The sequence below is a fragment of the Brevundimonas diminuta genome, from assembly GCF_022654015.1.
GTDB lineage: Bacteria > Pseudomonadota > Alphaproteobacteria > Caulobacterales > Caulobacteraceae > Brevundimonas > Brevundimonas diminuta_C.
In genome coordinates, this window is the sequence record NZ_CP073063.1 from 2,090,459 (window position 1) to 2,114,973 (window position 24,515).

General features: G+C 60.4%; 29 protein-coding genes and 2 tRNA genes. 19 read left to right on the forward strand and 12 right to left on the reverse strand.

Annotated features, from left to right (window positions below; translation table 11 throughout):
* Positions 1 to 65: 65 nt before the first annotated feature.
* Positions 66 to 1,766 (forward strand): phage terminase large subunit, encoded by a 1,701-nt coding sequence (gene terL, locus KAK88_RS10360; RefSeq protein WP_242078584.1) that lies wholly within the window; start codon positions 66 to 68, stop codon positions 1,764 to 1,766.
* Positions 1,767 to 2,163: 397 nt separating this feature from the next.
* Complete coding sequence (locus tag KAK88_RS10365) at positions 2,164 to 2,502, forward strand: helix-turn-helix domain-containing protein (RefSeq protein ID WP_161639201.1); 339 nt, start codon at positions 2,164 to 2,166, stop codon at positions 2,500 to 2,502.
* 174 nt (positions 2,503 to 2,676) lie between these two features.
* On the opposite strand, the gene KAK88_RS10370 is transcribed toward KAK88_RS10365, so the two are convergent.
* The 3 genes from KAK88_RS10370 to KAK88_RS10380 all read right to left on the reverse strand — a co-directional run bounded on the left by KAK88_RS10370 (position 2,677) and on the right by KAK88_RS10380 (position 3,930).
* Positions 2,677 to 3,195 carry a hypothetical protein gene (locus tag KAK88_RS10370; RefSeq protein WP_161639202.1) on the reverse strand — a complete coding sequence of 173 codons (519 nt, stop codon included), beginning with the start codon at positions 3,193 to 3,195 and terminating at the stop codon, positions 2,677 to 2,679.
* Entirely contained in the window at positions 3,196 to 3,504 is a 309-nt protein-coding gene (gene bamE / locus KAK88_RS10375; protein ID WP_161639203.1) for an outer membrane protein assembly factor BamE domain-containing protein, read from the reverse strand.
* A 66-nt stretch (positions 3,505 to 3,570) separates the two neighbouring features.
* Positions 3,571 to 3,930: a hypothetical protein gene (locus KAK88_RS10380; RefSeq protein ID WP_242076587.1), complete on the reverse strand. Its 360-nt coding sequence runs from the start codon at positions 3,928 to 3,930 to the stop codon at positions 3,571 to 3,573.
* A gap of 56 nt (positions 3,931 to 3,986) precedes the next feature.
* On the opposite strand from KAK88_RS10380, the gene KAK88_RS10385 reads away from it, so the two are divergent.
* Positions 3,987 to 4,154 (forward strand): hypothetical protein, encoded by a 168-nt coding sequence (locus KAK88_RS10385; protein ID WP_161639205.1) that lies wholly within the window; start codon positions 3,987 to 3,989, stop codon positions 4,152 to 4,154.
* Between the two features lie 485 nt (positions 4,155 to 4,639).
* Here the strand turns inward: KAK88_RS10385 and KAK88_RS10390 are convergent, their stop codons facing one another.
* Positions 4,640 to 4,855, reverse strand: coding sequence for a hypothetical protein (locus tag KAK88_RS10390; RefSeq protein WP_161639206.1), 216 nt, complete (start codon positions 4,853 to 4,855; stop codon positions 4,640 to 4,642).
* 480 nt (positions 4,856 to 5,335) lie between these two features.
* Here KAK88_RS10390 and KAK88_RS10395 point away from each other — a divergent pair, with 480 nt between their 5' ends.
* Both KAK88_RS10395 and KAK88_RS10400 read left to right on the forward strand, forming a co-directional pair.
* Positions 5,336 to 5,500 (forward strand): hypothetical protein, encoded by a 165-nt coding sequence (locus KAK88_RS10395; RefSeq protein ID WP_161639207.1) that lies wholly within the window; start codon positions 5,336 to 5,338, stop codon positions 5,498 to 5,500.
* 34 nt (positions 5,501 to 5,534) lie between these two features.
* On the forward strand, positions 5,535 to 6,887 hold the full coding sequence (locus tag KAK88_RS10400; RefSeq protein ID WP_242076588.1) for an ArdC family protein: 1,353 nt from the start codon (positions 5,535 to 5,537) through the stop codon (positions 6,885 to 6,887).
* A gap of 43 nt (positions 6,888 to 6,930) precedes the next feature.
* Here the strand turns inward: KAK88_RS10400 and KAK88_RS10405 are convergent, their stop codons facing one another.
* On the reverse strand, positions 6,931 to 7,659 hold the full coding sequence (locus KAK88_RS10405) for a hypothetical protein (RefSeq protein WP_242076589.1): 729 nt from the start codon (positions 7,657 to 7,659) through the stop codon (positions 6,931 to 6,933).
* A 757-nt stretch (positions 7,660 to 8,416) separates the two neighbouring features.
* On the opposite strand from KAK88_RS10405, the gene KAK88_RS10410 reads away from it, so the two are divergent.
* From KAK88_RS10410 to KAK88_RS10430, 5 genes are all read left to right on the forward strand, one after another.
* Complete coding sequence (locus KAK88_RS10410) at positions 8,417 to 9,799, forward strand: hypothetical protein (RefSeq protein ID WP_242076590.1); 1,383 nt, start codon at positions 8,417 to 8,419, stop codon at positions 9,797 to 9,799.
* Positions 9,796 to 10,200, forward strand: coding sequence for a hypothetical protein (locus KAK88_RS10415; RefSeq protein WP_161639209.1), 405 nt, complete (start codon positions 9,796 to 9,798; stop codon positions 10,198 to 10,200). The genes KAK88_RS10410 and KAK88_RS10415 overlap by 4 nt, the downstream gene beginning before the upstream one ends.
* On the forward strand, positions 10,200 to 10,493 hold the full coding sequence (locus tag KAK88_RS10420) for a hypothetical protein (RefSeq protein ID WP_161639210.1): 294 nt from the start codon (positions 10,200 to 10,202) through the stop codon (positions 10,491 to 10,493). The genes KAK88_RS10415 and KAK88_RS10420 overlap by 1 nt, the downstream gene beginning before the upstream one ends.
* 130 nt (positions 10,494 to 10,623) lie before the next feature.
* Positions 10,624 to 11,055, forward strand: a complete 432-nt coding sequence (locus tag KAK88_RS10425; protein ID WP_161639211.1) for a surface-adhesin E family protein — start codon at positions 10,624 to 10,626, stop codon at positions 11,053 to 11,055.
* A gap of 19 nt (positions 11,056 to 11,074) precedes the next feature.
* Complete coding sequence (locus tag KAK88_RS10430) at positions 11,075 to 11,449, forward strand: hypothetical protein (RefSeq protein ID WP_161639212.1); 375 nt, start codon at positions 11,075 to 11,077, stop codon at positions 11,447 to 11,449.
* Here the strand turns inward: KAK88_RS10430 and KAK88_RS10435 are convergent.
* Entirely contained in the window at positions 11,400 to 13,157 is a 1,758-nt protein-coding gene (locus tag KAK88_RS10435; protein ID WP_242076591.1) for a DNA-methyltransferase, read from the reverse strand. The two genes, KAK88_RS10430 and KAK88_RS10435, sit on opposite strands and share 50 nt — an antisense overlap.
* A gap of 389 nt (positions 13,158 to 13,546) precedes the next feature.
* Between KAK88_RS10435 and KAK88_RS10440 the strand changes: the two genes are divergently transcribed.
* Both KAK88_RS10440 and KAK88_RS10445 read left to right on the forward strand, forming a co-directional pair.
* Entirely contained in the window at positions 13,547 to 13,978 is a 432-nt protein-coding gene (locus KAK88_RS10440; protein WP_161639215.1) for a hypothetical protein, read from the forward strand.
* Positions 13,975 to 14,865 carry a tyrosine-type recombinase/integrase gene (locus KAK88_RS10445; protein WP_161639216.1) on the forward strand — a complete coding sequence of 297 codons (891 nt, stop codon included), beginning with the start codon at positions 13,975 to 13,977 and terminating at the stop codon, positions 14,863 to 14,865. Before KAK88_RS10440 ends, KAK88_RS10445 begins: the two co-directional genes overlap by 4 nt.
* On the opposite strand, the gene KAK88_RS10450 is transcribed toward KAK88_RS10445, so the two are convergent.
* From KAK88_RS10450 to KAK88_RS10460, 3 genes are all read right to left on the reverse strand, one after another.
* Positions 14,862 to 15,419, reverse strand: coding sequence for a hypothetical protein (locus tag KAK88_RS10450; protein ID WP_161639217.1), 558 nt, complete (start codon positions 15,417 to 15,419; stop codon positions 14,862 to 14,864). The genes KAK88_RS10445 and KAK88_RS10450 overlap by 4 nt on opposite strands.
* A 50-nt stretch (positions 15,420 to 15,469) precedes the next feature.
* Positions 15,470 to 17,173, reverse strand: a complete 1,704-nt coding sequence (locus tag KAK88_RS10455) for a site-specific integrase (RefSeq protein ID WP_161639218.1) — start codon at positions 17,171 to 17,173, stop codon at positions 15,470 to 15,472.
* Positions 17,174 to 17,258: 85 nt separating this feature from the next.
* Positions 17,259 to 17,332 (reverse strand) — tRNA-Gln (locus KAK88_RS10460).
* A 201-nt stretch (positions 17,333 to 17,533) separates the two neighbouring features.
* On the opposite strand from KAK88_RS10460, the gene KAK88_RS10465 reads away from it, so the two are divergent.
* A tRNA-Pro gene (locus KAK88_RS10465) sits at positions 17,534 to 17,610 on the forward strand.
* Positions 17,611 to 17,670: 60 nt separating this feature from the next.
* On the opposite strand, the gene ilvC is transcribed toward KAK88_RS10465, so the two are convergent.
* A complete protein-coding gene (ilvC, locus tag KAK88_RS10470; RefSeq protein WP_242076592.1) occupies positions 17,671 to 18,705 on the reverse strand; it encodes a ketol-acid reductoisomerase in 1,035 nt (344 codons plus the stop codon).
* On the opposite strand from ilvC, the gene KAK88_RS10475 reads away from it, so the two are divergent.
* From KAK88_RS10475 to KAK88_RS10500, 6 genes are all read left to right on the forward strand, one after another.
* On the forward strand, positions 18,704 to 19,249 hold the full coding sequence (locus KAK88_RS10475) for a DUF924 family protein (protein ID WP_242076593.1): 546 nt from the start codon (positions 18,704 to 18,706) through the stop codon (positions 19,247 to 19,249). The genes ilvC and KAK88_RS10475 overlap by 2 nt on opposite strands.
* Before the next feature lie 75 nt (positions 19,250 to 19,324).
* Complete coding sequence (locus KAK88_RS10480; protein ID WP_242076594.1) at positions 19,325 to 20,182, forward strand: thymidylate synthase; 858 nt, start codon at positions 19,325 to 19,327, stop codon at positions 20,180 to 20,182.
* An 11-nt stretch (positions 20,183 to 20,193) separates the two neighbouring features.
* Positions 20,194 to 21,048 carry an alpha/beta hydrolase family protein gene (locus KAK88_RS10485; RefSeq protein WP_242076595.1) on the forward strand — a complete coding sequence of 285 codons (855 nt, stop codon included), beginning with the start codon at positions 20,194 to 20,196 and terminating at the stop codon, positions 21,046 to 21,048.
* Between the two features lie 4 nt (positions 21,049 to 21,052).
* Positions 21,053 to 21,352: a phosphoribosyl-ATP pyrophosphohydrolase gene (locus tag KAK88_RS10490; protein WP_242076596.1), complete on the forward strand. Its 300-nt coding sequence runs from the start codon at positions 21,053 to 21,055 to the stop codon at positions 21,350 to 21,352.
* Positions 21,349 to 21,876, forward strand: coding sequence for a dihydrofolate reductase (locus KAK88_RS10495; protein ID WP_242076597.1), 528 nt, complete (start codon positions 21,349 to 21,351; stop codon positions 21,874 to 21,876). The genes KAK88_RS10490 and KAK88_RS10495 overlap by 4 nt, the downstream gene beginning before the upstream one ends.
* A gap of 9 nt (positions 21,877 to 21,885) precedes the next feature.
* The gene (locus KAK88_RS10500; RefSeq protein ID WP_039243695.1) at positions 21,886 to 22,206 is read left to right on the forward strand and encodes a YbjQ family protein; all 321 of its coding nucleotides are present in this window, start codon (positions 21,886 to 21,888) and stop codon (positions 22,204 to 22,206) included.
* A 19-nt stretch (positions 22,207 to 22,225) separates the two neighbouring features.
* Here the strand turns inward: KAK88_RS10500 and KAK88_RS10505 are convergent, their stop codons facing one another.
* Positions 22,226 to 23,323 (reverse strand): NADH:flavin oxidoreductase, encoded by a 1,098-nt coding sequence (locus KAK88_RS10505; RefSeq protein WP_242076598.1) that lies wholly within the window; start codon positions 23,321 to 23,323, stop codon positions 22,226 to 22,228.
* A gap of 76 nt (positions 23,324 to 23,399) precedes the next feature.
* Positions 23,400 to 24,467, reverse strand: a complete 1,068-nt coding sequence (locus KAK88_RS10510; protein ID WP_242076599.1) for an Mrp/NBP35 family ATP-binding protein — start codon at positions 24,465 to 24,467, stop codon at positions 23,400 to 23,402.
* Positions 24,468 to 24,515: the final 48 nt, after the last annotated feature.

Below are 24,515 nucleotides of genomic sequence, written 5' to 3' on the forward strand. Positions count from 1 at the left end.
CAAAGGAGCCTCTGGAAAACCAGACACAGCAGACATTCGAAGAGCTTCTGAAGTCCGACTTCAGCATCTTCCTCCACTATCTCTGGAAGCACGTTCTAGAACTTCCAAAGCCGACCCGCGTCCAACTCGATATCGCACGGTTCTTGGCTGGGGGGCCAAACCGACGCGCCATCGAAGGCTACCGGGGCCTCGGCAAGTCTTTCATTACCTGCGCCTACGTCGTTTGGCAGTTATGGCGAGACCCTCAGAAAAAGGTCTTGATCGTCAGCGCCGGTGAGCAAGGCGCCGTCAACAACGCCAACCTCATCAAGGCGATCATCGAGCACGAGGCAGGAGATGCCTATTGGGCTCATCTCCGTCCCCGCCGTGATCAGCGCTCTTCGACGCTCGCGTTTGATGTTGGTCCAGCGCGACCGAACCGACAGCCGTCAGTCTCCTGTCTTGGGATCACGGGCCAACTTGCGGGCAACCGAGCCGACATCCTGATCGCAGACGACGTTGAGAACCAACGCAATTCTGCGACCGAAGACCAGCGAGACAAGCTGCGGCACGCCACATCCGAGTTCGGCAAAATCCTCACGCCGAAGGCGGATTCCGAGATTATCTATTTGGGGACACCGCAGACCGAAGAGTCCATCTACAATGACCTGACCAAGCGCGGTTACACCGTGCGGGTTTGGACATCGCGATATCCGCTGCGCGCCAAACTACCCAGCTATGGCGACACCCTGTCACCGATGCTGCTCGCCGATATCGAGGCCAATCCCAAGCTATGCGACCCAACCGGCCTCAGCACCCTAGGGGGTGCGCCGACTGACCCCGCCCGCTTCACCGATCAGAAGCTCTTGGAATCTGAACTCGACGGGACCGCAGCCGAGTTCATGCTCCAGATGATGTTGGACACAACGATGTCCGACGCCGAGCGCTTCCCGCTTAAGACATCGGATCTGATTGTGATGGATGTGGACCCTGACCGGGCGCCTGTCGCAATCAGCTACGCGAGCGATGACGCGAAACAAATCCGCGACCCCGGCTTCCACAACTTCGGTTTCACGGGTGATCGCTTCTACGCCCCATTCAATGTCAGCGAGCATTGGGCCAACTACACCGGCAGCGTCATGCACATCGACCCATCGGGAGCCGGTGCGGACGAGACGGCCTACGTTGTCACCAAGTTCCTGAATGGACGTGTGTTCGTCTGCGCATGGGGCGGGTTCACTGATGGGGTGGCAATCGAAACCCACGAGAAACTCGCCGACATCGCCAAGGAGCACCGCGTCAATACCGTGATCATCGAGAACAACTACGGAGGTGGCTCGTGGCAAATCGCGCTGACGCCGACCCTTCAAAAACGCTTCTCGGTAAAATGGAGATGCGGCATCGAAGGGATCACGGTGTCGGGGCAAAAGGAGAAACGCATCATAGGCGCGCTAGAGCCTGCGATCCGCCGCCACCGTCTCGTCTTCAGCCGAGAGGTAGTGAAGAAGGATTTGATCTCTGACCGCGTCCGGTCAGGCTTCTTCCAGATGACCCACATGACCTCGCAGCGCGGCGCCTTGAAGCACGATGACCGCATCGACGTGCTGGCGCAGGCTGTCGAATACTGGAAGACGTATATGGCGGTCGATGACGAGAAGGCTGAAGCTGAACACCTCAAGAAACTCGATAGAGAATGGGAGAAGCGCTATTTCGCCGATACGCCCATTGGTCAGCTATTGAATAAAAAGGGTCGCACGCGAGCGCCCGGCAGACCGTGGAAGAGATGATCACTTATCGCGCGTAATGACGATCACGGTGATGGACTTGTTGACCATGCGCCTGAGCACCTTGACAACGGGCGGGATGACGATCTTCGCAATCGTTAGGTAGACGACTACATCGTTTAGGTCGGGGTTCGTTAGCATTGGCGGCTAGTGCTCTCTGTTCAACTCATCATCGAACAACACCAAACACCTGTGCATCCTCAAGCCCAAATCGCCTTATGTTGCGATCACAATTCCCATGATCGCTACATCTGGTGGAAATGCCACGAGAATTCGGGAGATGAGGCTGGGGACGAATCGCCTTGCGGCAATCACAGCAGGTTAGTCTCGCGACGCGCGTGATCTGAAAAGTTCGACAAAGCAGCTAGGTTTAGATGCGTGAAATCGGTAAGCCGCTTCCATGCGCACCAAAATCGCCTCCGACATCGACATTCAGATCGGCCAGATCATCCGCCAGCGCCGCGAAACACTGAAGGTCACTCAGGCCCAGCTAGCCGCTCAGATCGGCGTCACCTTCCAGCAAGTTCAGAAATACGAGCGTGGCGTGAACCGAGTGTCGGCCGCCACTCTTCTCAGCATCGCCGAGGCGTTGAAGTGCCATGTCGCCGATCTCTATGGCGATCCTGATCCGAAGGCGTTGACAGCCTCGGAACGCGCCATCCTGAAGCTATGGGCGCAGATTGATGACCCTCAGCGCGATGCCGTCGTCGCGATGGTGAGAACATTCGCAAAAGGCTAGCGCGTCGCTTCCGACGTGACAGCACAACCGCAACGCTATACTGCGGCGCTACGGTTTCGTTCGATACGCTCGTCGCTCACCTCTATGAGGTCGTGAATCGAGGCTTCGCCATCCTCCCGAAAATGGGACCGAATGGATTCTATGCTTCGGCCGAGGTCATGCGGCTGGTGTGACTCACCCCGGCTCGAAGTAGCCTTGATGATACATGTCGAGGATTATGCCGGATAACACCTCGTCAGCATCTTGTTTGGAAAGACGCCGCTCGCCGTTGAAGCCGAGCACGAGTTCTAAGCGGTTGTCCTGACTGTTGGGCCGGAACACGAACCCATAGTCGGCAAGATTTCCGTCGTCTCTTTGCCATTCCAAACCGACAAAAATGACCCTACCAACGGGTTGATCGTCGATACCGAAACGGGCGTAGCCATTAGGGTGATCAAATGCCCAATCGCGCAGCTGTTTGAGCGAAACATCCCACCCAGCATCGGGGAAGATGTGCGACCCGTATTCGGCTAAAGCGGCATCACTATCAGGATCGATTTGGGCTGAGGCGGTCGGGACCGCTGCGGCCGATGCGACTTCAGGTGCAGGCGTGACCGCAACAGTTTCGACTGGTGTCGTCTCTTCAGACTTCGCCTGACACGCTGACATCATGGTCGCAGCCATCAGGCCCAGATAGATCGATCGGTTGCGCATCTAGTTGAGCTTCGTTTCGGTGGTGGTGATTACCCTGACGAACCGACCATCGCGGTCGAGCAGGATTGCAGCAGACTTCGCGCCACCAGTGCCGAAGGCGGTCGCTGACGAATGAAGCCACATCAATGAGGTGGTTCCGTCGTGGAGGACGGTTCGACTGTTCGGCGTGCCCATTCGAGCAATCACCTCGGCCTCAGTCATGCCGGGCGTCAACTGCGCGAGGACAGCAGGATTGTAGTTCGTGCCGATAGAAGCACAGCCTGAAAGCACCAAAGCAGCCGCAAAAGCGGCGCTAGTTAAACGAATCATCGATTCCCTCCCGAAGCCCTTTGGCTTCTACCGTACTGATACACTGACGCAACCGAACCCACGCGATTACCGGCCGCCCTTTTCCACCCACCGTTTCGCAGCCCGAGCAATCGCCTGACGCTGCAAAGTCTCATGGCCATCATCCCAGCACGCAGGGTTCAGCCGGATCGTCAGCAGCTTGTCGCTCGCAGACGAGTTCCGCCGAGCAACGCGGACAGTCTGCGCATAGACGCCACAAGCTTGGCAGCGAAACCGCAGGCGTTGAATCGGATCGTCGGCTAGGCGCGCGCCGATCCTCCACACGGATGCTTCGCGCATCGAGCGACAACCCTGACAATCGAACAGGATGTAAATCGAGGAATCGGCGACGAGGTCACGCGCCGTGACGTTGTAATCTCGCCATTCGCTTTCCGGACGTGAGCGCATCACGGGAGGAATGTTCCGCTTTCGTTCCGGTTTCAAGACGACCGGCGAAACGATCTGTGGGCGGTTGGGAAGTTGCTTCCCGCAATGCCAGCGCCAGCTTCGCGTGGGATCGCATCACCGCCAGCACCGTCAGCAGGTTCGACAACGTTATCGAACGCTTCGACCAATCATTGGACCAACACTTCGACGAACAGTTGGAACAGAACGGTGGAAAGCACCGCTAGCGACTACGACCATGCACACAGTATGATACTTCGCCCTATCGATACGAGTATCAGATCAAGCACGACAACGAAAACATCATACACAACGTCAGAGTTGGACAGGACTTTCACTTTAGCAGTGATAATCACCCAACCTCATCAAGCACGACTTGTCGCTTGCAACGCCGCCCAATATCCGTGCGCCATTCTGTCCACAAATACTTCACGGACCCCCTTGTCGATATCGCGGTTCGGTCGTATACGGAATTCGCCTGACCCGTTCAGGCACGAAAAACCCCCGAACCTTTCGGGCCGGGGGCTTCGTAAGTCTCTACCCATCCCCGGCGAAGGCCCGCAGAGCCTAAGCCAGATAGGAGGTGTCGCCATGGTCTGGCGCAGCGTTACAACAGCTTAGCCGGTCAAATGACCGGATCACTGGGACGGCTCCTTACGGGGCCGTCCTTTTTGTTGTTAGACCATGCACGGCCGAAAGTCACTCTGCGATCTTAGCTGGACGCCTCTACCCGAGCGATCATGTCTTCAAGGCGCAGGATGCTTTCTTCAAATCGCTGGCGATCCTCGTCCGTAGTGTCGCGGCCATCCTCGCCTGTGCGAAAGTCGTGCTGACGCCAGATCGCAAGGGTCTCGCGGTCCCGTTCAGCCATTTCACGCCAGCGGCGCACCATCTGTTCTTTGATATTTTCCGTCATGGCGAGAAGCATACCGCAGGCGCGCTGGATGCCCGAATTGATTTTGGGTCGCGTATCCGAAGTAGGGAATATACGTGCCGCCGCTGGCCCCACCCCCGTGGGGGGGCGCCCTGCCCGGCCGGTTCGCCTCGACCCTCGGGGGCATGGGGGTCTATATGACGATGTCGAGGGCCTTCTGAAGCGATCCTGAAACCTAGGCTCGCGTCAACGCATTGTATTCATTTCGTTACATTGCCACTACAACCGGCAATCAACCGTTTGCGCCACGATCAGGCGGACGGTCTGGGTGATCGCGAGCCGACGATCTGGCGCATGGTCGCGCATACGTAGGCGCGCCGGATTTTTTCGTTTCGGCCTGCCGTTTTCGTCGAGATAGATGCATTAATGCATTTTTTTGCTTGACAACGATTCCGGGTCGGATTCTAGATAGCTGCATCAACGCGAAGGGTTTGAGGCCCGGCGTAATCACTGCATAAGCGCAAAGGATAGACGATGACTTCCGAGTTCAACCGACTGATCGATCTGACCTCGACGGCCTGCGATCTAACTGTCTGGGTTCGTCCTGATGCCGATCTAGACGGCGCATTCGACGCAATCTGCGATGCGACCGGCGAACCGCTCCGCGTAAACGGCTGGCTCTTCGAAGTCGTCGGCTAACCCATCACCTAATCACTGCATCAGAGCAAACATTATGAAAGCTGACATCTATCAAACCGTCACCGATTCCATCATCGCCATGCTGGAAAGAGGCGTGAAGCCTTGGGCGCCCGGTCACAATGCGAAGGCCTGCGGCCTGCCCGTCATCCCTACTCGCGTCGGCGGCGAGGCTTATCGCGGCATCAATGTCGCGCTCTTGTGGGGCGCGGCCGAAATGAAGGGCTATCGTCACCACACTTGGATGACCTTCAATCAGGCCAAGGCGTTAGGCGGATGCGTCCGCAAAGGCGAGCGGTCATCGCCTGTCGTGTATTGGGGAACCTTCAAGGCTCAAGCCGATGACGCGGACGAAGGCGACGACGGCAAAGCGCGCCTGTTCGCGAAGGGCTATGCGGTTTTCAACGTCGAACAAATCGACGGCTTGCCCGCCTCGTTTTATGAACCGCCGACGGTCGAGCCTTCGGAAACCCGGATCGCGAAGGCCGATGCATGGGCGGTCGCGACGGGCGCCGACATTCGCCACGGCGGCTCGCAAGCCTTCTATTCGCCCAAGGGTGACTTTGTGCAGGTTCCGCCCTTCGCGGCGTATGGCGAGCCGGAACGCTACTATTCGACCCTCGCCCACGAACTGACGCATTGGAGCGGCGCGAAGGCCCGGCTTGATCGCCAGTTTGGCAAGCGGTTCGGCGACAAGGCTTATGCGTTTGAGGAATTGGTCGCCGAAATGGGCGCGGCGTTCTCTTGCGCCCGCCTTGGGATTGAGAACGAGACTCGCGAGGATCACGCCTCTTATCTCGCGTCATGGCTGAAGGTTTTGAAGGCGGACAAGCGCGCGATCTTCACCGCCGCGTCAAAGGCACAAGCGGCCTGCGATTACCTGTTCGAGTTGGCTGATAAGGCCGCAGTTTATACGAAGCCTGTAGAGGCCCCTTTCAGGGCCGATGGCGTCATCTGCCTTCCGGACCTCTCGAAGCCGCTGCACGGGCCGGAAATCGACCATGATGACGACGACACAGACCCTAAGCCGCCCTCACCTACCCGTCCGCGTCCATTCCATCCTCGGCGAGATCCATCGCTTTGCGAGTTCCTGTCGATCCGGGGGGTTTGCGATGATGGCGGCGAGCTATCCGCCCGCGATCTAAACCGCTGGCATCTAGAGGCGCCGTTCCGTCGTCGCCTTGTTCGGCCGGACGGCGTGTCGCTGGAAAGGGCCGCGATGGCGGCATGGGAAGCCGGGCATTTTCCCGAGGTGCCAGCACCGTCGATGGATAGCGCGGACAACATGCATCCAGTGACGGAAGCCGATCTCTTGCGCGCCATGGAGCAAGAGCTACGCGCGGACTTTCCGCACGTGTGGGTCGATCATGAAGAGGCGTTCGTCGCCTGATCGCGGCTGATAGCAAAAGGCCCGGCACGTGCCGGGCCTTTCGTCATGCGGATTGAGAAAGCCGGGCTTTCTGATCCTGATATTCTTCCAAGGTCAGGGCGCCGACTTGATGGAGTTCCCACAACTGCCTGACCTGATCGCCATAGGACGACGCCAGCAGCGGAACCGCAGCGGGCGCGGGTAGCTCGCGCTGCTGATCGGCCTTTCGCATCGCGTTTACAAAATGCGCATTCAGTCGGTCGGCCTGCGTGATTGCTGGCTGGATCAGAACACTAGTTGGTTCTGTGCCTTTCGGATCGATCGACTGGAATAGCTTCACAGTTTGAAGCGGGCGCACGTTGTCATCGACTGTGATTTTCAGTGAGATATCGACCACGCGCTCATTGGTCTTTTTCGAACCTGTAAGCGCACCGGCCAAAAGGCCTACGCCGCCCAGTGCGATGCCACCGACTGCCGCGCCGAGAAGCTGCGAACCCCTATTTGTCGTGGTGACGGAAGACCCATTCTTGATGATCTCGACCGACGAGATTTCGGAAAAGAGATACTCTTTTGCGAAAATCATATCGCCGAGAAGGACGACGCCGCGCTCAAACGAGAAGCCGATGAAATGTCCGTCTAGCTCGGACATGAAAAACTCGTCGGTGGGATATTGCTCCTGCACTTCGTTTCGACGCGCGAGAAATTTGGCTGCCGCTGCATCGGCGTTACTGATGCCGATTGCCAAGAGGCTTCCCACAACCACCACGATGAAAAATAGAATCCACCAGCCCATTTAACCCTCCCAGATTGCGCCGGTTATGCCGCTGGGTAGATGGATCGTCCAACGAAAAAGGCTGACCATCGTATGCGAGTGATGGTCAGCCCTCTTATGACTATGAAACCTTTGTCGGGAGATTTCAGAGGTATTTATCATCCTGTCATCGCCGGGGCTAAATACGATGTGGGCCACCCCACAAAGCGATCGTCATCTTTGATGGTTCTTTCTTCATGGAGCCCCGTCCGATTTTGTCGGGCGGGGCTCTTTCCGTTGGATGACCATGCTCCCGCGCGAGAGTGGCCGACACGGACTAATGCTGGCCTTCGGCGGATGCTCAAATAAGGGGGTGGGCTTACGGATTGAGGACGTTTGCCAAGCCGCAAATACTTCAAAAATATTCGACGAATGCGGCCGATGGCGAGACGAGTGATCCGTGGATCGCGAGACGAGATCGGTCGCCGGATCACAGCTTGTCTGTGAGCCGTGCAATCCCCTGCCTAGTCATCTGGGCAATCAGGGTCCCGAACGCCTTTCGGCATTCGTGACGCCTTTCGGCCTCGCTAGTCGATGGCGCGCCATCTCCCGCCTCGGCCTTCGGCTAACCCATTCGGGATGACACCGACACATAGTTCTCTTTGTAATTAAGATAATAGCGTGTCACATCATATGCATTAGTTCGTGTCGGTCATTTCGACACACGATTTATTTGGGCCGATTCTCTCCACAATGATAAATAAGTTCGGCGGAATCATCCGCGCTCGTTGGGAGAACTATGACTAAGCAGATTATTGAATACAGCGCTGCTGCATGCGGCGCTGGAAAGACTCAGTGGGCCGTCGAATGGATGGCAGCGAAACCTTCGCTTTACTTATACGCGGTTGATCGGATCGAGGAGTTCGAGGTTCGGACCCAGCGCATTAGCGCGGCGGCCCAAAGAACCCAAACTACGCCGTTCATCACAACCCTATCGAGCGCGGCCGGGCTCAGCGTCGTTCAGGAGTTTCCGCGTCGGATCGAAACCCTCAGCCAGTTCAGCCACGCCGTTCTGATCATCACGCATGCAGCCTTGAAACTGGTCGATCACAGCGTTTGCGCCGATTGGACCCTGATCATTGACGAAGACCCAAAGCTCTGGACCTCGGATGTCCTTGACCTCGGCGCTTCCCGCCCTTTCTGGGACGCCACCTATAATCTCGAACCCATCGACGATCTCGCGGGCTACTCGGCCATCCGTCTAAAGGCGAGCGCCCCGTCGTTTCATGAAGTCGGCCGTGACGCCCTCACCCGTCCCATCGCCGCTCTTCATGACCGCATTCGCCGGTCAAAGGTGACCGTCAAACTGACGGACTGGGATCAACTGACCCAGCGCCTGACGTGGTTCGCGATCTGGGATGTGACCGATCTCGCGATCTATCGCCGGGTCATCATCCTCGCCAACTCGTTTGACCAGTTGTTGACCGCCAAGCTGATCAGGATTTCGGCTCCGAACGTCGAGCTAAGGCCTATCGCGATCACCCGTTCGCAGGATTGGGCACCCCGCGCCGTTCGGATCAACTACGTGGCGTCCGATCACACGGCGACCGTGAACCATCTCGCCAACACAAAGCAGGGTCACGACATCGTAGCGAGGTGGTCTGCATGGGTCAGCCGTCTGGTGTCATCTCAGCACTATTGGTGCGCCAACCTCAGCTTCGCGATGGGCGCGATCCCCGGCGTCCGGATTTCGCCGAAGATCGCCGGATCAAACGCCTATGCGGCATTCCACGAATGCTCGGCCCTCTACGCGGCGAAGGCTTCGACGAACGAAGCGCGCGTCTTTGCCGATCTCGCCGGTGGAACGATTGCCTTCGACGACATCCGCAGAGACCGCGAGTTTGAAGACCTGATCCAGATCGTCTTCCGCAGCAGTCTGCGTGACCCCGCCAGCACCGCCGCTGTGACCTTGAATGTCTATGACATCGAGCAGGCGGAGTTTCTGTCCCAGCATTTCACCGCCGCAGGTTTTCCGTTCTCGATCACCCTCGCGCATCACGACATCGGCGCACAGAAGACGAAGCAGAAACGCGGGCCTAAGCCGCAGCCAGATCGGCCGCGCAAGTCAGCAGCGGAACGCTGCAAGGCCTACCGAGAGCGTAAGAAAGCGGAGGCAGCGTGACGGAGACCCGCTACATCCACCCCAACGCCGTTCTCGACATCGCCGACCAGTCATACTTCGCCGACATCGCAGTCGATTTGGTCGATTGTTTCATCAGAAACGAGATGCGATCCGCCGTCTCTGGTCATCGTTTGCTATTCGCTCCGCTCGATGTCGCCTCCGTCCGCCTGACATTCCCGGACGAAAAGTCACTGGTGGCGTTCGAGCTATCGTTCGCGGGACCGGTCACTTGCGAACCGCCATCGGCTTTCGAACCACGGAACCACGCGCCTTTAGTGCTGGAATCCAAAGCTATCGTCCGCAGCCATATCGCCCAGCTTCAAGCCGAGGCCCGTCGCGCGAAGATAAATACCACTGAAGAAGAACTGTCCGCCCCTAACGGGCGTCATGAAGGAGACTGATGAAAACCACATTGAATGCGGCCGACGAATTGATCGCGGCCTTCGACACCATGATGGAAGCCTGCACCACCTACCTCGTGCGGCAATACGAATGCATAGCAGACGCTGATCTCGCCGCTTCGATTGAAGCACGGGCCAATGCTTTCCGCGCAGAGCAAATCTACCGAAATGTCAGCCCGTTGGCCGAAAAGGTGCGCGAGCGATATCGCAACTATCGCACCAGCCTGCTGGAAGCCCCGGTATCTGCCGAGACTCTGATCGCAGCGCTGAAGGCGCTGAAGGACGGCGAATGACTGCCGTCCAAATCTGTGCGTGAGACCTCGATAATGCGAAGCGAGTCCTGTGACTGCTCAGATTGGACATGGTGTATCTGGGGTTGCGACGCGGCAGCGCTTGCGGCATCACAAGCGTGTAGGGGAAATCATGAAACTCGCACTTATCGCAGCAGTCAGCCTATTCGCCACGCCGACTATTGCAGGGGAATGGGCATGGGTGGCGTCCGGCGAGGTCATCAACGTTGGCATGGACCGGGCCACGGTTCGCAAGGTTGGCAATCGATCCACTGCGTGGGTCGCAACGGTTTATCCGACACCCCAGACAGTCGCCGGAATGCAATACACCTTCAGGGTGGAACGCCGGGTCTTCGATTGCGCCGAGGAGACACAGGCCGTGAACTACGTCGCGATCTACATGGACAACAGGCAGGTAGACGCGCGCACTCTTCCCGGTGAGCCAAGTCCGATGATCCCAGACACGACGGGCTATGGCGTTATGACTGCGGCATGCAGCCCGGCCAACATCACGGGGCCGTTCTATGGCTCTTCCTTTGACTTTGCCGAGGCCTACTCAAAGTAGGCGCGCATAAATAGGCGTGATGCCTATTGCCCCATACGTCATTGAGTTCGCCCCGCTCCACGGTTCGACCGTCAAACTCCACGTCCTGTTCCCGACATCGGATCTGATCGAACTGGCGACCGCTCTCGGCACCACTGTCACGGCGCACGACTACGCCGACGCCCCTACGATCCCGGCGATCTGCGTTTGGATCGAGCCTGAAGCGCTAGCGGTATTCCAGACCGCCTATCCCGCCGACCATGTCCGCCCAAACTTTTTGAAAAAATATTTGGAGAAAAATTTCTGCGACGCGGACGGGTCGTTCGACGATCTGGCGGCGCGGGCGGTGGCCGCGTGGGAGGCCGCTACGCCACCATCGGGAGATCATCCGGCTGAATGTCCGACCGCCGATTAAGCGCGTTAGAGAGAGTGACAATCTGACATTCAGGCTTTGGCTTTGCCTTCGCCCTAGCCGCTCTTAACGCCGCACGTCTCTCATCCCAAACAGCCTGTTCCGCAGGCGTCCAGATCGACTCCGCCTCAACCGCAACCGACGCCTGCGGCGCCGCAATCCCGGCCGTGCCTCCGATCCGCTTCTCAGCGATCTCGAAGAACTTAGCCTCGCGCTCGATACCGATGAACCGGCGCCCAGAAGACAAAGCGGCGACGCCGGTCGTCCCACTTCCCATGCACGGATCAAACACCACATCACCGGGGTTCGAGTAGGTCCGAACGATCCAATCAAACAGTTCGACCGGTTTTTGCGTGTGATGCAGCGGCTTCGCCACGGAGGCGAACTTCAGGATCGAGCGCGGATAATTCGTGTGGGTCTGTTTCCGATCAAACGTGTATTTCAACGGGGCCGTCCGGTAGACCGCCGCGCCCTTCCCGCCGTTGCGCGACACCTTGGGCGCGGCAAGCTCCTGAAGGTTCTGCGGATTATAGGTCATGCGGTGGGTAGCGCGGATGCCGACACCGCCCTTGCTGAAGACGAGAACATCTTCATGGGCGGACAAAGGCCGGTGCGACGCGTGGATGAAGCACGTCGGGCGGTTCTTCTCCCAGACAAGCGACTGTTTGTAGAGGTCGCCGCCAGCGATCATTTGCTTCGCAGAAAAGAGGCCTGCCGTTGTCATCACGACCGTGCCGTTCGGCTTCAAGATGCGTCGGAACTCCGACCACAACTGCTCCGAGGGAAGCTCGCGGTCCCACGCGCACTTGGTTTGGCCGTAGGGAAGATCGGTCGCGATCAGGTTGACAGAACCGTCCGGGATTTCCCGCATACGTTCCAGCGCGTCACCCAGCCAAAGGGTCGCCGCGCGGGGGTCGGCGCACCCCAGACGTTTCGCAGCCCGGCTGTTGTAGCCCTCGTTGATCTCGATACCGATGTAGTCGTGGCCAGTCGCACGCGCCGCGACACCCGTCGTGCCGCTCCCACTGAAGATGTCGCACACCACGCCATGCTCCGCGCCAAGCTGTTCAAAAATGCGCTGCGGAAGCTCGACGGGCATGGGAGCAGGATGATCGCTGTCGATTTTCGCGGTCGGCCGGATGGGGAGCACGTCACAGATTTTGCCAGCGGTCGCGAACTTGAATCCGGGTTTCGCCAGCAGATGGATGAACTCAAACGACGGGTTCAGGAAGTTGCGGTTTGGGCAGTGCGCGGCCTGCCTATGCCAGATGATACGCTGACGGAGGTGGGCGTAGACCTCGGCAGGGATCAACTCGTCCGGCGTAAGCAAACGTGCGAGGTGCGGTTGATCCTTGTGTTGGAAGAAGATCGCGCCGTCATGGCGGAGCACGCGCCAGCATTCGGTCAGAAGCTCGTGCATCCAACTGACGTAATCATCGTGGGACTTGGCGTCGTGATAGGTCGCGTAGCCATCGGCGAGTTTGGAGGGCCAGATTTTGCCGGTCGGCGTGGCATTGGCCCGGCGTTTGTTGAAGGGCGGAGAGAAAAAGAAAATAGGAATCGAAGCGTCAGGTTGATCCTTCAGCCAAGTCAGACAGTCTGCCGTCACCAGCGTAGCGCTGCTGCCCTCGACGGGCGCCGGGTCAACCACATGCGGCATGCCGCGCTTAGACTTCGATTGTTCCATCTTCTTCTCAGTGACACCAAACAAGCTGGCTCCTTCCATTCCATTTACGACCAGATATACTGGACACCTAACGCCTTATAGCACATCTTGACTTGTTTTGTCAAGTGTAGGGCGTTCGGCTGTCTCGATGGCGGTGTGGTCTCCGGAAATTTTTCCAAAAACTTTTTGAAGTTTTTTCTCGAAGCCGCGCCCGCCAGTGATAGCCCCCTTGCATAATCGATGCATCGGCGCCAATACTGCATTAATGCAGCTATGGAGGTTGAGGTGGAAATCGGACACGTGGTCGGCCTGTTCATCATCTGGGTTTTCTGGTCGGCCATCAAAGATAGCGACTACAGATCGTGAACCTCGATCTCTTCATTGATGCACCCACTGCATCAGCGCATTCTTCTCCCTCAATACGGAGAAGAATCATGGCCCGTCGCACCGCGCCCGTCCCGACAACGATCAAGCCGAAGGCGAGCTTGCTGCGCGATTCGTGGACCTACACGCGTATGGCGCAGGCGATGATCGTGCTGGCGCGTGAAATCCCCCTACGGACCAGCCTGCGTCAGGTGCTCGCCTTCGTGTTGATCGCGGAAAAGGTCAGCTTGGGACACGAGGTGATTGTGGCCGATCTGGCTGGGCTGGCGGGCGACGACAGCAGCGGCCAGCCGATCTTCGGCCCCAGCATCAACCGCAGCTATCAAGTTCTACTCGCACCGACCGACAAAGAGCCGGATGCATTGGATTGGATCGTGCAACTGCCCCACCCCACTGACGCCCGCCGCAAGGTGCTGCGTCTGACGCCGTCGGGAGAAGCGGTCGCGAGAAAGCTCGCCGCCGCTCTCAACGAGACAGAATGAAGGTCAGCGATCTCCTCGACAGGTGCGAGAAGGAAGAATGGCGCGGACATCGCAGCCTCGACACCCTTCGCAGCAACCTCCGCATCCTGCGCCGCCTGATTGGTGACGAGGATATCGCGACTCTTCACTACACCCGTCTGAAGCAACTCGCCGACGACATGAGCCGGGGGCGTGGCGGCAAGACGCTCGCACCCGCGACCGTAAAGCGGCGCATGGAGACGCTGAGCGCGGCTCTCCTTCTCGCGACCAAGATGACGGACGATCAGGGCCAACCGCTGCTGTTGGCGAAGCCGACCTTCCCCACTTTCGTGATCCAAAACATTCAGGACCGCGTGATCAGCGATGAAGAAGCCGCAGCCCTATTTGAGGTGATCGCCAAGCGGCGGGAGGAAGAACCGCAGCGAGACTGGCGCCGGTTCGACGCCCTGATCCGCTTCCTGCTCGCTACTGCCTGCCGCAGAGGTGAAGCGCTGCGCATCCATCCCGGCCACATAGACCGGCGAGGCGACCGACACTTCGTTATCTTCGAGCGCTACACGACAAAATCGACCAAGCCCCGTATCGTGCCGCTCACAGCCGAGATCGCGGCGCTGTTGCCCGAACTGCGGATGCAGGCTGGAAATGGCCCGTTGTTTCCGTTCACACCCAGCCAGCTATGGCAGATGTGGAAGGCGATCCGATCGGATATGGCAAGGCGCGGTCATGACTTCAGCCTCGTGCGCTATCACTCCTGCCGCCACACCACCCTGACGAAGGCGATGAAGCGGTTTCCGCTGGCGAAGGTGAGCAAGCTCGCCGGTCACGCCTCTATCCAGATCACCGCCGACCGCTACGGACACCTCACGGCTGATGATCTGGTCGATATGGTGGATGCGGTCGCGGCTTAGCGGATGCGGCGTCCGAGCCATTCGCGATAATCCCGGACCCCCTTGCCGTCGAGATGTGCGCGATCCGTATTCGTCAGGGCAGAACCAGCAGTTTTTAGTAGTCGCTCCCGCAAAGTCTCAGCGGTCTCGTCGCGCCAGACCGGCTTCGAAAGTGTGTCTAGTAGTTCGATCAAAGCATGCTCTTCCACGACGTGCTTCGCAGCAGACTCTACGCGAGCTTCGAAGACTTGCATGAAACATCCAGCGCCAACGAAAGCCGCCAGTCCTCGGGCTGATGGAGCCAGCGCTTGCCACTCGCCGTCCTCATCAAGACTCCCCCAAGAGTAAGGAATCCACGACAGAAGCGCGCCGGATGCGTGGTAAAACAGGATCAGTAGCCCAATGAAGACGCATCCCCAACGAAGGTAGTGTCGCCATCGCTCGGCGCGGCTCATCGCATCCTCGCGTTTGTAATAGAACTCGTAATTTTGGCGAGGATTTGCGATCAGCGGACATACCCAGAGCAGGGCCACCAAAGCGAACGCCGCCTGAACTAATCCTAGAACGACATACATATCGCCTCCCGGTATATTACCGCACCAACCTAGACTGGACTTACTTCAGGTCAAAGTTTGAAGCTTGGAAAATCGATCTGATCCATCGCAGCCTTCAGCGTCTTCAGATCAACGCCTCGACCATAGCCCCGCGCTACGGAGTTGCCATCAGTGTGGCCGCTGATCAGATCGTGGATTTCCTCCTTGGCGTCTGACATTCGAGCCGTGCGTTTCCATGCGTGGCGGAACGAGTGAAAGACCTTCGCAGGGTCGTCGATCCCCTGCCCTTTCACCGGAGCGTTGACCTCGCACCACCGCCCCCACCACTTGGTGAATGCAGCGCTGACCTTATCGTCGGTCATGTCGAGTTCGCTGAACAGCGGCCCGCCCTTTGCCGCCGCCACATGCTTCAGGAACCCCAACTGAACGAGGCAGTCATGCACGGGGATAACCCGCCGCGCCGACCTGTTTTTGACCCGTCGCGGTCCCTTCAGCGGGCGCTCTGTCAAGTCGATGAAGCTGACGCCATCCTGCGTTTTGATCTCGCTCGCATCGAGCGTCGCGAGTTCATCCACCCGGCCACCCGTCCAAAGAGCGAGGATCGGAAGCCAGTATTTGTGATCGCGGATGACTGTCGAGCCGGGTTTCTCGCGATAGCCATTGCCGCTGAAGCCGGTGAACAGCGGTGCGGAGAAGATCGTGGCGATGTCGTCGGCTTCATATGGCGACCTCTCCTCCGATTCCTCTGCCGATGGCTTACGCATCGTCTTTGCAGCCGGGTTCTTACGGATCAGATCGCGGTCTACGGCGAACTCGAACATCGACTTGTAGACGACGATCCAGTTCCAAACCGTCTTCACATGCAGCGTCCGATAGTCATCCCACTTCTCCGCCCGTTCGATCAGGGTGAGGAACGGCACATCATCGACAGGTCGCTTCGTGTTTGGAAACCGGCGCAACTCCACGAGGAATGCATCCATTTGCAGCGGCGTGATGGCGTCGATGTCAGGATCACCGAGATATTCCGACAGCCGCTGCACATAGCCGCGATGGCGCTTCTCGCTCCTGCCCTTGCTCGATTCCCATAGATCGAACAGCGCCAGCAGTTTCATCCCGGCCGGTCTAGCCGGGGCCGTCGCGACGACCGGCGCTGGTGCTGGCGCTTCAGGCACGGGAACATCAAACAGGCCTGAGCGGAATCGCTCGGTATTGGCCTCGACGTTCAGCCACGCGGCGCCGAACTCCCTCTGCATCTTTGGCAAGGCGGGATGCCCGGCATCGGCCGCAACACCGCCAGACCGCAGGGCATCCGCGAAGCGGTCATAGAAATCAGTGATCTCATCGAACCGATGGAAGGTCAGCCGTTCTCGCAGATCGGATAGGGCGATCCGTTTGGGCGTCAGCGGCGCAGGTATCTCGACCAAGTCATTGAAGTGGTCGTCGTAGGCCTGCCGGATCGTGGCGATGCGCCAACGCTCAATAGCGCGCAGCGCTTCGTCACGCTGGATGATCGCACGGCTACCCGAAGCAGGCACCAGCACATTGCGCGAAGCCCTCGCGCGGTCGATCTGACCGGCCCAATCCGACAGCAGCGGAGCGCCCCGCGCGATGGCCGTGTTCTCGTCCGTGGTCCCGAGACTCGCCCAGAATTCCTTCTTGCCGAAGTGGCCCTGAAGGTCCGCAGGAATGACCTTTCGAGCGATCCAGTTGCCTTGCGGCCCTGACCGACGAATGCCTTTGAGCTTGGTGGAATTTGACCGCAGCTTCCGACCCATTTTGTAGCGACCTTTTGTAGTGAGGTCGGGCGTGAAACCCTTGTATGGCGGGGTTTCTGAAGCTTTTAAAGGGGTTAGGAGCGGATGGCTGGGGAACTAGGACTCGAACCTAGAATGACGGTACCAAAAACCGTAGTGTTACCATTACACCATTCCCCAGCAGGACCGGCGTTTCCGAAGCACTCTGTGCGGCGGAGGCGGTCAGATACGCCAAGCCGTTTTGGGATGCAACACCCTCTTTCAGGACTATTTTCGCTTACCGTGAAGATGGGTCGAAATGGGCGCTTGCGGCCTATCGAACCCATGGCTATAAGCCGCGTCCTCACTTCGGGGCGACGCCGCCAGGCCAGCCCCCACGGTCGGAGTGTGGCTCAGCCTGGTAGAGCACTGCGTTCGGGACGCAGGGGTCGGAGGTTCGAATCCTCTCACTCCGACCATCTTCTCTTCAGAATATTTGACGATGCGACAGCGGGTCTTCGCCCGCTGCCAGAGCCGCGTCAGTCGTCGTTCGCCGCCGTCTCCATCGCCTGGCGCGCGACCGCATTCAAATGCGCTCCAACCGACTCGATGGTTCTTGAGCCCAGCGCCTTTCGGCGCGCGGTCAGATCGAGCGATCCGGCGTCGTAGTCGGCCATTAGACGCCGCACGAACGCCCCGCCTTGAACCTCCGCCAACACCTGATCCATTGCCTGGCGAGCCTCGGCTCCGATGATGCGCGGTCCGGTCAGATAGGCCCCGTATTCCGCGGTGTTCGAAATCTTGGCGAATGCGCCCGCGATGCCGCGTTCGTACATCAGGTCGGTCACCAGCTTGGTCTCATAGAAGCATTCGAACCACGCAACCTCGGGCGGATAGCCGGCGTTGACCAGCTTCGTGAAGGCCGCGTCGATCAGTTCGGCGATGCCGCCGCATAGAACCACCTGTTCGCCAAACAGGTCGCTTTCGCACTCGTCCCGCATCGTCGTTTCCAGAATGCCTTTTCGCCCGCATCCTAGCGCCGCCGCATAGGACAGGCCCAAGGCATGCGCACCGGCGGTTGCGTCCTGCTGCACACCGAACAGGCAGAAGACCCCCTCTCCGGCTTCGTACAGATCGCGGATACGCGGCCCGATCCCCTTGGGCGAGGCCAGGATGACGTCCAGATCCGCGCGCGGTTCGACCAGCCCGAATCGCACCGACAGGCCGTGGGCGAAGACCAGGGCCGCGCCCGGCCGCACGTTCGGCTCCAGTTCGTCGCGCCACAGATCGCGATGCGCCTCGTCAGACGTCATGACGGCGACCACGTCGGCGCCCGACGCGGCCTGCGCGGCCGTCATCACCACGAATCCGTCGGCGCGCGCCAGGTCGCGTGTTCTGGAGTCGGCCTTCAGACCCACCACGATGTCGGTCACGCCCGAATCGCGCAGATTTAGCGCATGGGTGCGGCCCTGGCTGCCGTAACCGATCATGGCCACGCGCTTGCCGCGGATGATCGAAAGGTCGCAGTCGCGGTCATGGAAGACGGGCAGCGGATTAGGTAGGGTCTGGGTCATGGCCATCTTCATAACCCCTTCCTCCGTCGTCGCCTTCTGGAAAGAGGCTGGGCTCGAAAAGTGGTTCGCCAAGGACGAGGCGTTCGACGCCGATTTCCGGGATCGCGGTCGCGCGGTCCACTGGGCCGCCGCGCGCCGCGAACTGGACGGTTGGATGGACACGGCCGAGGGCGCCCTGGCGCTGCTGATCCTGCTGGACCAGTATCCCCGAAACAGTTTTCGCGGCACGGCGCACCAGTTCGCCACCGACCCGCTCGCCCTGATGTTTGCAAACCAAGCCGTGGCCCGCGATCTGCATCTGGCGGTCGAGCCGGCGCTGAAGAACTTCCTGCTGCTGCCCTTCGAACATTCCGAACGGATCGAGGATCAGGACCGCTACATGACCTTGGTCGCCGGCGATGAAGAGCTGGAGAAATGGGGCAAGCTGCACCGCGACATCATCGTCCGCTTCGGCCGCTTCCCCCACCGCAACGCCGCACTAGGCCGCCAGACGACGCCTGAAGAACAGGCCTTCCTCGACGAAGGCGGTTTCGGCGGCGGCTGATTCGATCCACAACGATCAGATAGCGAGCGGCGACGGCCGATTGGCGAAAGACCGATTCGGGTGGAAGCTGATGCCATGAACGCTCAGGTCGCCATCGCTGAACTTCAGGCTCACATCGCCGCGGCGCCGGCCGATCATCCCGAGCGGCAGTATCTGAACCTGCTGCGAGACATCCTCGACAATGGCGTCCGTCGCGACGATCGCACCGGCACCGGCACCCTGGGCGTCTTCGGCCGCCAGATGCGGTTCGATCTGTCCAAGGGCTTTCCGGTCCTGACGACCAAGAAGCTGCATCTGCGGTCGATCATCGTCGAACTGCTGTGGTTCCTGCGTGGCGAGACCAACATCGCCTATCTGAAGGACAATGGCGTTCGCATCTGGGACGAATGGGCCGACGCCGAGGGCGAGTTGGGTCCGGTCTATGGCAAGCAATGGCGGTCCTGGACTGCGCCGGATGGCCGCGTGATCGACCAGATCGAGAAGCTGGTTCATGGGCTGAAAACCAATCCCAACAGCCGTCGCCACATCGTCACCGCCTGGAATCCCGCCGATGTCGACGACATGGCCCTGCCGCCTTGCCACTGCCTATTCCAGTTCTTCGTCGCCGACGGCAAACTGAGCTGCCAGTTGTATCAGCGCAGCGCCGACGTCTTCCTGGGCGTGCCGTTCAACATCGCCTCCTACGCCCTGCTGACGATGATGCTGGCCCAGGTTGTGGGGCTGGAGCCGGGCGACTTTGTCCACACCTTCGGCGACGCCCACCTGTATCTGAACCATCTCGAACAGGCCGAGCTTCAGCTGACCCGCGAGCCCCTGCCCCTGCCCGTCATGCAGATCGCGCCCAAGACCGACCTGTTCGCCTTTGACCTCTCGGACTTCACCCTCGAGGGCTATGAAGCCTGGCCGCACATCAAGGCCGCCGTCGCCGTTTAAGGTCATTCACGATGATCCGCGCTTTCTCTCTTGGTCTCATTCTGCTCGCGACGCCGGCAGCGTCAGCCATCGCTCAGCCGATCTCATCCGCTGTTGAAGCCGCCGAGATCACACCGGTACAAATCAGCGTGCCGGCGCCAGACGGTCGGGCCATCCCGATCAGCATCTGGACCGCCCCGGTCGAACGCGGCGTGGTGGTGTTCAGCCACGGCTATAACGGCTCGCCGACGGCCTATGCCCGCATTTTGTCGGCCTGGGCGACGCATGGATTCACGGTAATCGCACCGCTGCACGTCGACTCTCTGCGCCATCCCGAACATGAAAAATATGACAATCGCGCCGCCTTCACGACCAGGCTGATCGACCTGGGCGTCGCACGCGGCATCGCCGCTCATGCGCATTCGGACAAGCCGCTGATCGTGGCGGGGCATTCGTTCGGCTCTCTGATGTCCGTGATCGAGGGCGGCGCCGTCACGGCTGCCGGGCCCGCAGGCGACCCGGCGATAAAAGGCGTAATCGCCTTTTCCTCGACCGGCTCCATCCCCGGCCTCGTCACCTCCGACAGCTACCGCACGCTTGACCGTCCGCTGTTGCTGATCACCGGCGATCAGGATCTGGTGCCCGGCTTCGTCAGCGATTGGCGCGATCATCGCGCGCCGTTCGACAACAGTCCTGCCGGCGACAAAACTCTCATGATCTTCGCGGGCGCAGACCACCAGCTGCCGGGGACAGCGCAAGGCGAGCAGTTTGATCAGATCATCCGGACGTCGGAGAATTTCCTCGACGCCTATGCGCTGAACGACGCCGAGGCCCGGTCGCGCCTTCAGGCCTTCGCGGCGGATGGCGTCAGCGTCGAGCGTCGCTGAACGGATGGATTTGCGCGATCTGTCCGCGTCGGTGATTCGCATCTCCGACATCTACGCCGCCGAACACAATATCGACCGCGACCGCGACTGGGCCCTGCTCAAGCTTCAGGAAGAGCTTGGCGAACTGACCGCCGAGCATTTGCGTCTGACCAGCCGCGCACGAGGCGCGCCTGACGCCCTGGCGCTGGGTGACGAGGCGGCGGATGTGCTGGGGATGCTGCTGATCTACTGCGCGCGGGCGGGTGTCGATCTGGATCAGGCCATGCAGCGCAAATGGCTGAAGTGGCTGGAGCCGAATGTATGACCGTTCCTATCATCGCATTGGTCGTCGCCCGCGGTCACAACGGCGTCATCGGCCGCGACGGCGACCTGCCCTGGCGGCTGCGCTCGGACCTGCAAAGGTTCAAGGCCATCACCGTGGGCAAGCCCTGCCTGATGGGTCGAAAGACCTGGGAGAGCCTGCCGTTGAAGCCTCTGCCGGGTCGGCTGAACATCGTGCTGACGCGTGACGAGTCCTACGAAAGCGACGGCATGTCGAAGGGAGCGCTGGTCTGCGCCACCCTGGACGAGGCCATCGAGATCGGGCGCGAAACGGCCGAGGACGATGGTGCCGAGGAGATCTGCATAATCGGCGGCACAGCCCTGTTTGAGGCGGCCCTGCCCCGCGCCAAACGCCTCTACATCACCGAGGTCGAGGCCTCGCCCGAAGGCGACGCCGTCTTTCCGCCATTCGACGAAACCGTATGGGTCGAGGTATCTTCAGAATCGCACCCGGCGGGCGAGAAGGACGACCACGCCTTCACCTTTCGCGTGCTGGAACGCCGCTAGGAGACACTGATGTACGTCACGACGACCAACGACCTGCCCGGCTTTCGCGTCACCCGCCACATCGGCCTGGTGCGCGGCGTCACGGTCCGCTCTCGCAACGCCATTTCCGACGCCATAGGCGGGGTCCAGTCCATGCTGGGCGGCCGCGTCGGCGCCTATGTTAAGCTGGCTGAGGCCGGGCGTCAGGAAGCCTATGACGAACTGGTCAAACACGCCCAGGCCCACGGCGCCAACGCCATCCTGGCCGTCCGCTATGACGCGACGGAGATCATGCCGGGCGTGACCGAGGTGTTGTGCTACGGCACGGGCGTGATCGTCGAGCCGGCGTAACCGGCTCGACGTTTCCCGATCAGGACAGGGTCATCAGGTCCGAACGCTCGAAGTTGCGCAGTTCATCTTCGCGGCCGTCGCGGATCTTGGCGACCCACTGAGGGTCGGCCAGCAGCGCCCGGCCGACGGCGACCAGATCGAACTCCTCGTTCTCCAGACGGCGCAACAAACCGTCCAGCGAAGCGGGCTTTGAACCTTCCCCGCCGAAGGCCGCGATGAACTCGCCGTCCAGGCCCACGGACCCAACGGTGATCGTGGGCTTGCCCATCAACTTCTTGGTCCAGCCGGCGAAGTTCAGGTCCGAGCCTTCGAACTCAGGCTCCCAGAAACGGCGCTGCGAGCAGTGGAAGACGTCGACGCCGGCGTCGGACAGCGGGGTCAGCCACTCGACCATCTGTTCCGGCGTCTCGGCGATGCGGGCCGTGTAATCCTGAAGCTTCCATTGCGACAGGCGCAGGATGACGGGAATGTCGTCGCCGACGCCCTCACGCACCGCCTTCACGACCTCGGCGCCGAAGCGGGCGCGGTCGGCGATGGTCGGTCCGCCCCAGCGGTCCTCGCGCGCATTAAGGCCGCTCCAGAAAAACTGGTCGATCAGATAGCCATGGGCGCCATGGATTTCGACGGCGTCGAAGCCGAGCTCGCGAGCCGCGCGGGCCGACCGGCCGAAAGCGGCGATGGTGTCGGCGACATCCTCCTCCGTCATCGGCTCCAGTTTGGTCTTGCCCGGCATGGTCATGCCCGACGGGCTGTCCACCTTGCCCAGCGGCGCCCAGTCATCGCCGCGTCCCCGCGCCGAGCCCACGTGCCAGATCTGCGGCGCGATCAGGCCGCCAGCGGCATGAACCTCTTCCACCACGGACTTCCACTCCGGCAGCGCTTCGCCGTGGAAGACGGGAACATTGGCGTCGTTGCGCGCCGCCGGCCGCTCGACAACCGTGCCCTCGGTCACGATCAGTCCCACCCCGCCCTCGGCGCGACGACGATAATAGGCGGCGACATCGGAGGTCGGGATGCCATTCGGCGAGAAGGACCGCGTCATGGGCGCCATGACGATGCGGTTCGGCAGGGTCAACCCCTTGATCGTGAAAGGACTGAACAGGGCATCGAGGCTCATGGGATCTCCTTGGGTATCTGTAGCACCCAAGGTGGCGAACAGAGTTGCGTTTGAAAACCCCTTGGCCCCGCTTTTTCTAAAGCCCAAGCGCCGCCGAGACGCGCGCGGCGATTTCGGCGAAGCGGCCGGCGATATCGCCCTGCGGATCGGTTGCGACAGGCGGTCGTCCGGCATCGCCGCCCTCTCTTAAGGCGGCGTCCAGCGGCAAGGCCCCCAAAAACGGGATGGATAGACGCTCAGCCTCGGCCCTCCCCCCGCCGTCACCAAAGACGGGTCCGCTCATGTTCTCGATCAGGCCAAACGTCGGGACATTGACACGCTGGAACAGGGTGTGGGCACGTCGCGCATCGGCCAGAGCGACTTCCTGCGGCGTCGAAACGATTACCGCTCCATCCAGCGGCGTCTTCTGGATCAGGGTCAGCTGGACGTCGCCCGTGCCCGGCGGCAGATCGACCACCAACACGTCCAGCGACGCAACAGCAGTCCCCCAACGCGTCTGGGTCAGCATCTGTGTGATGGCCTGCGACGCCATGGGTCCGCGCCAGATCATGGCGTCGTCCATCTTGGTCAACAGGCCGACCGACATGGCCTTCAGCCCGTAGGCGACGTGCGGCACGATGGCGCCGTCCTCGTAGGCGGGTTGGCCGCTGATGCCCAGCATGGTCGGCAGCGACGGCCCATACACATCGGCGTCGAGAATGCCGACCGAAAGCCCGCGCGACGAAAGCGCAGCGGCCAAGTTTACGGCGACCGTGGACTTGCCCACTCCGCCCTTGCCGCTGGCGACGGCCAGGACGCGGCGGACATGGGGGGGACGATCTGTGGGGACCGGCGCCTTGGCGCGGCCCTGATCAACCGCCGCCTTGGAAAGGCCCACCGTGCGCGGCGCAGCAGCAGGCTTGGTCTCGGCAGTCAGAATGACCGAGACGCGCACCATGCCGGGAATGGCCTTCAGCGCGGCCTCCGCTGCGTCACGAACCGGCGCGTAGGCGGCCGCCTGGCTGCTATCGACTTCCAGAGCAAACCCCGCGCGATCCTCAGTCACGACCAGACCCTGAATCAGACCGGCGGCGACCAGCCCCTGGCCGGAAACCGGATCGATGACGGCGTCGAGGGCGGCGATGACGGCGGTGCGTTCGACCAAGGCGGTCTCCAAGGGACTTGCAGGCGATGATGCGCGCGTTCTATCGCC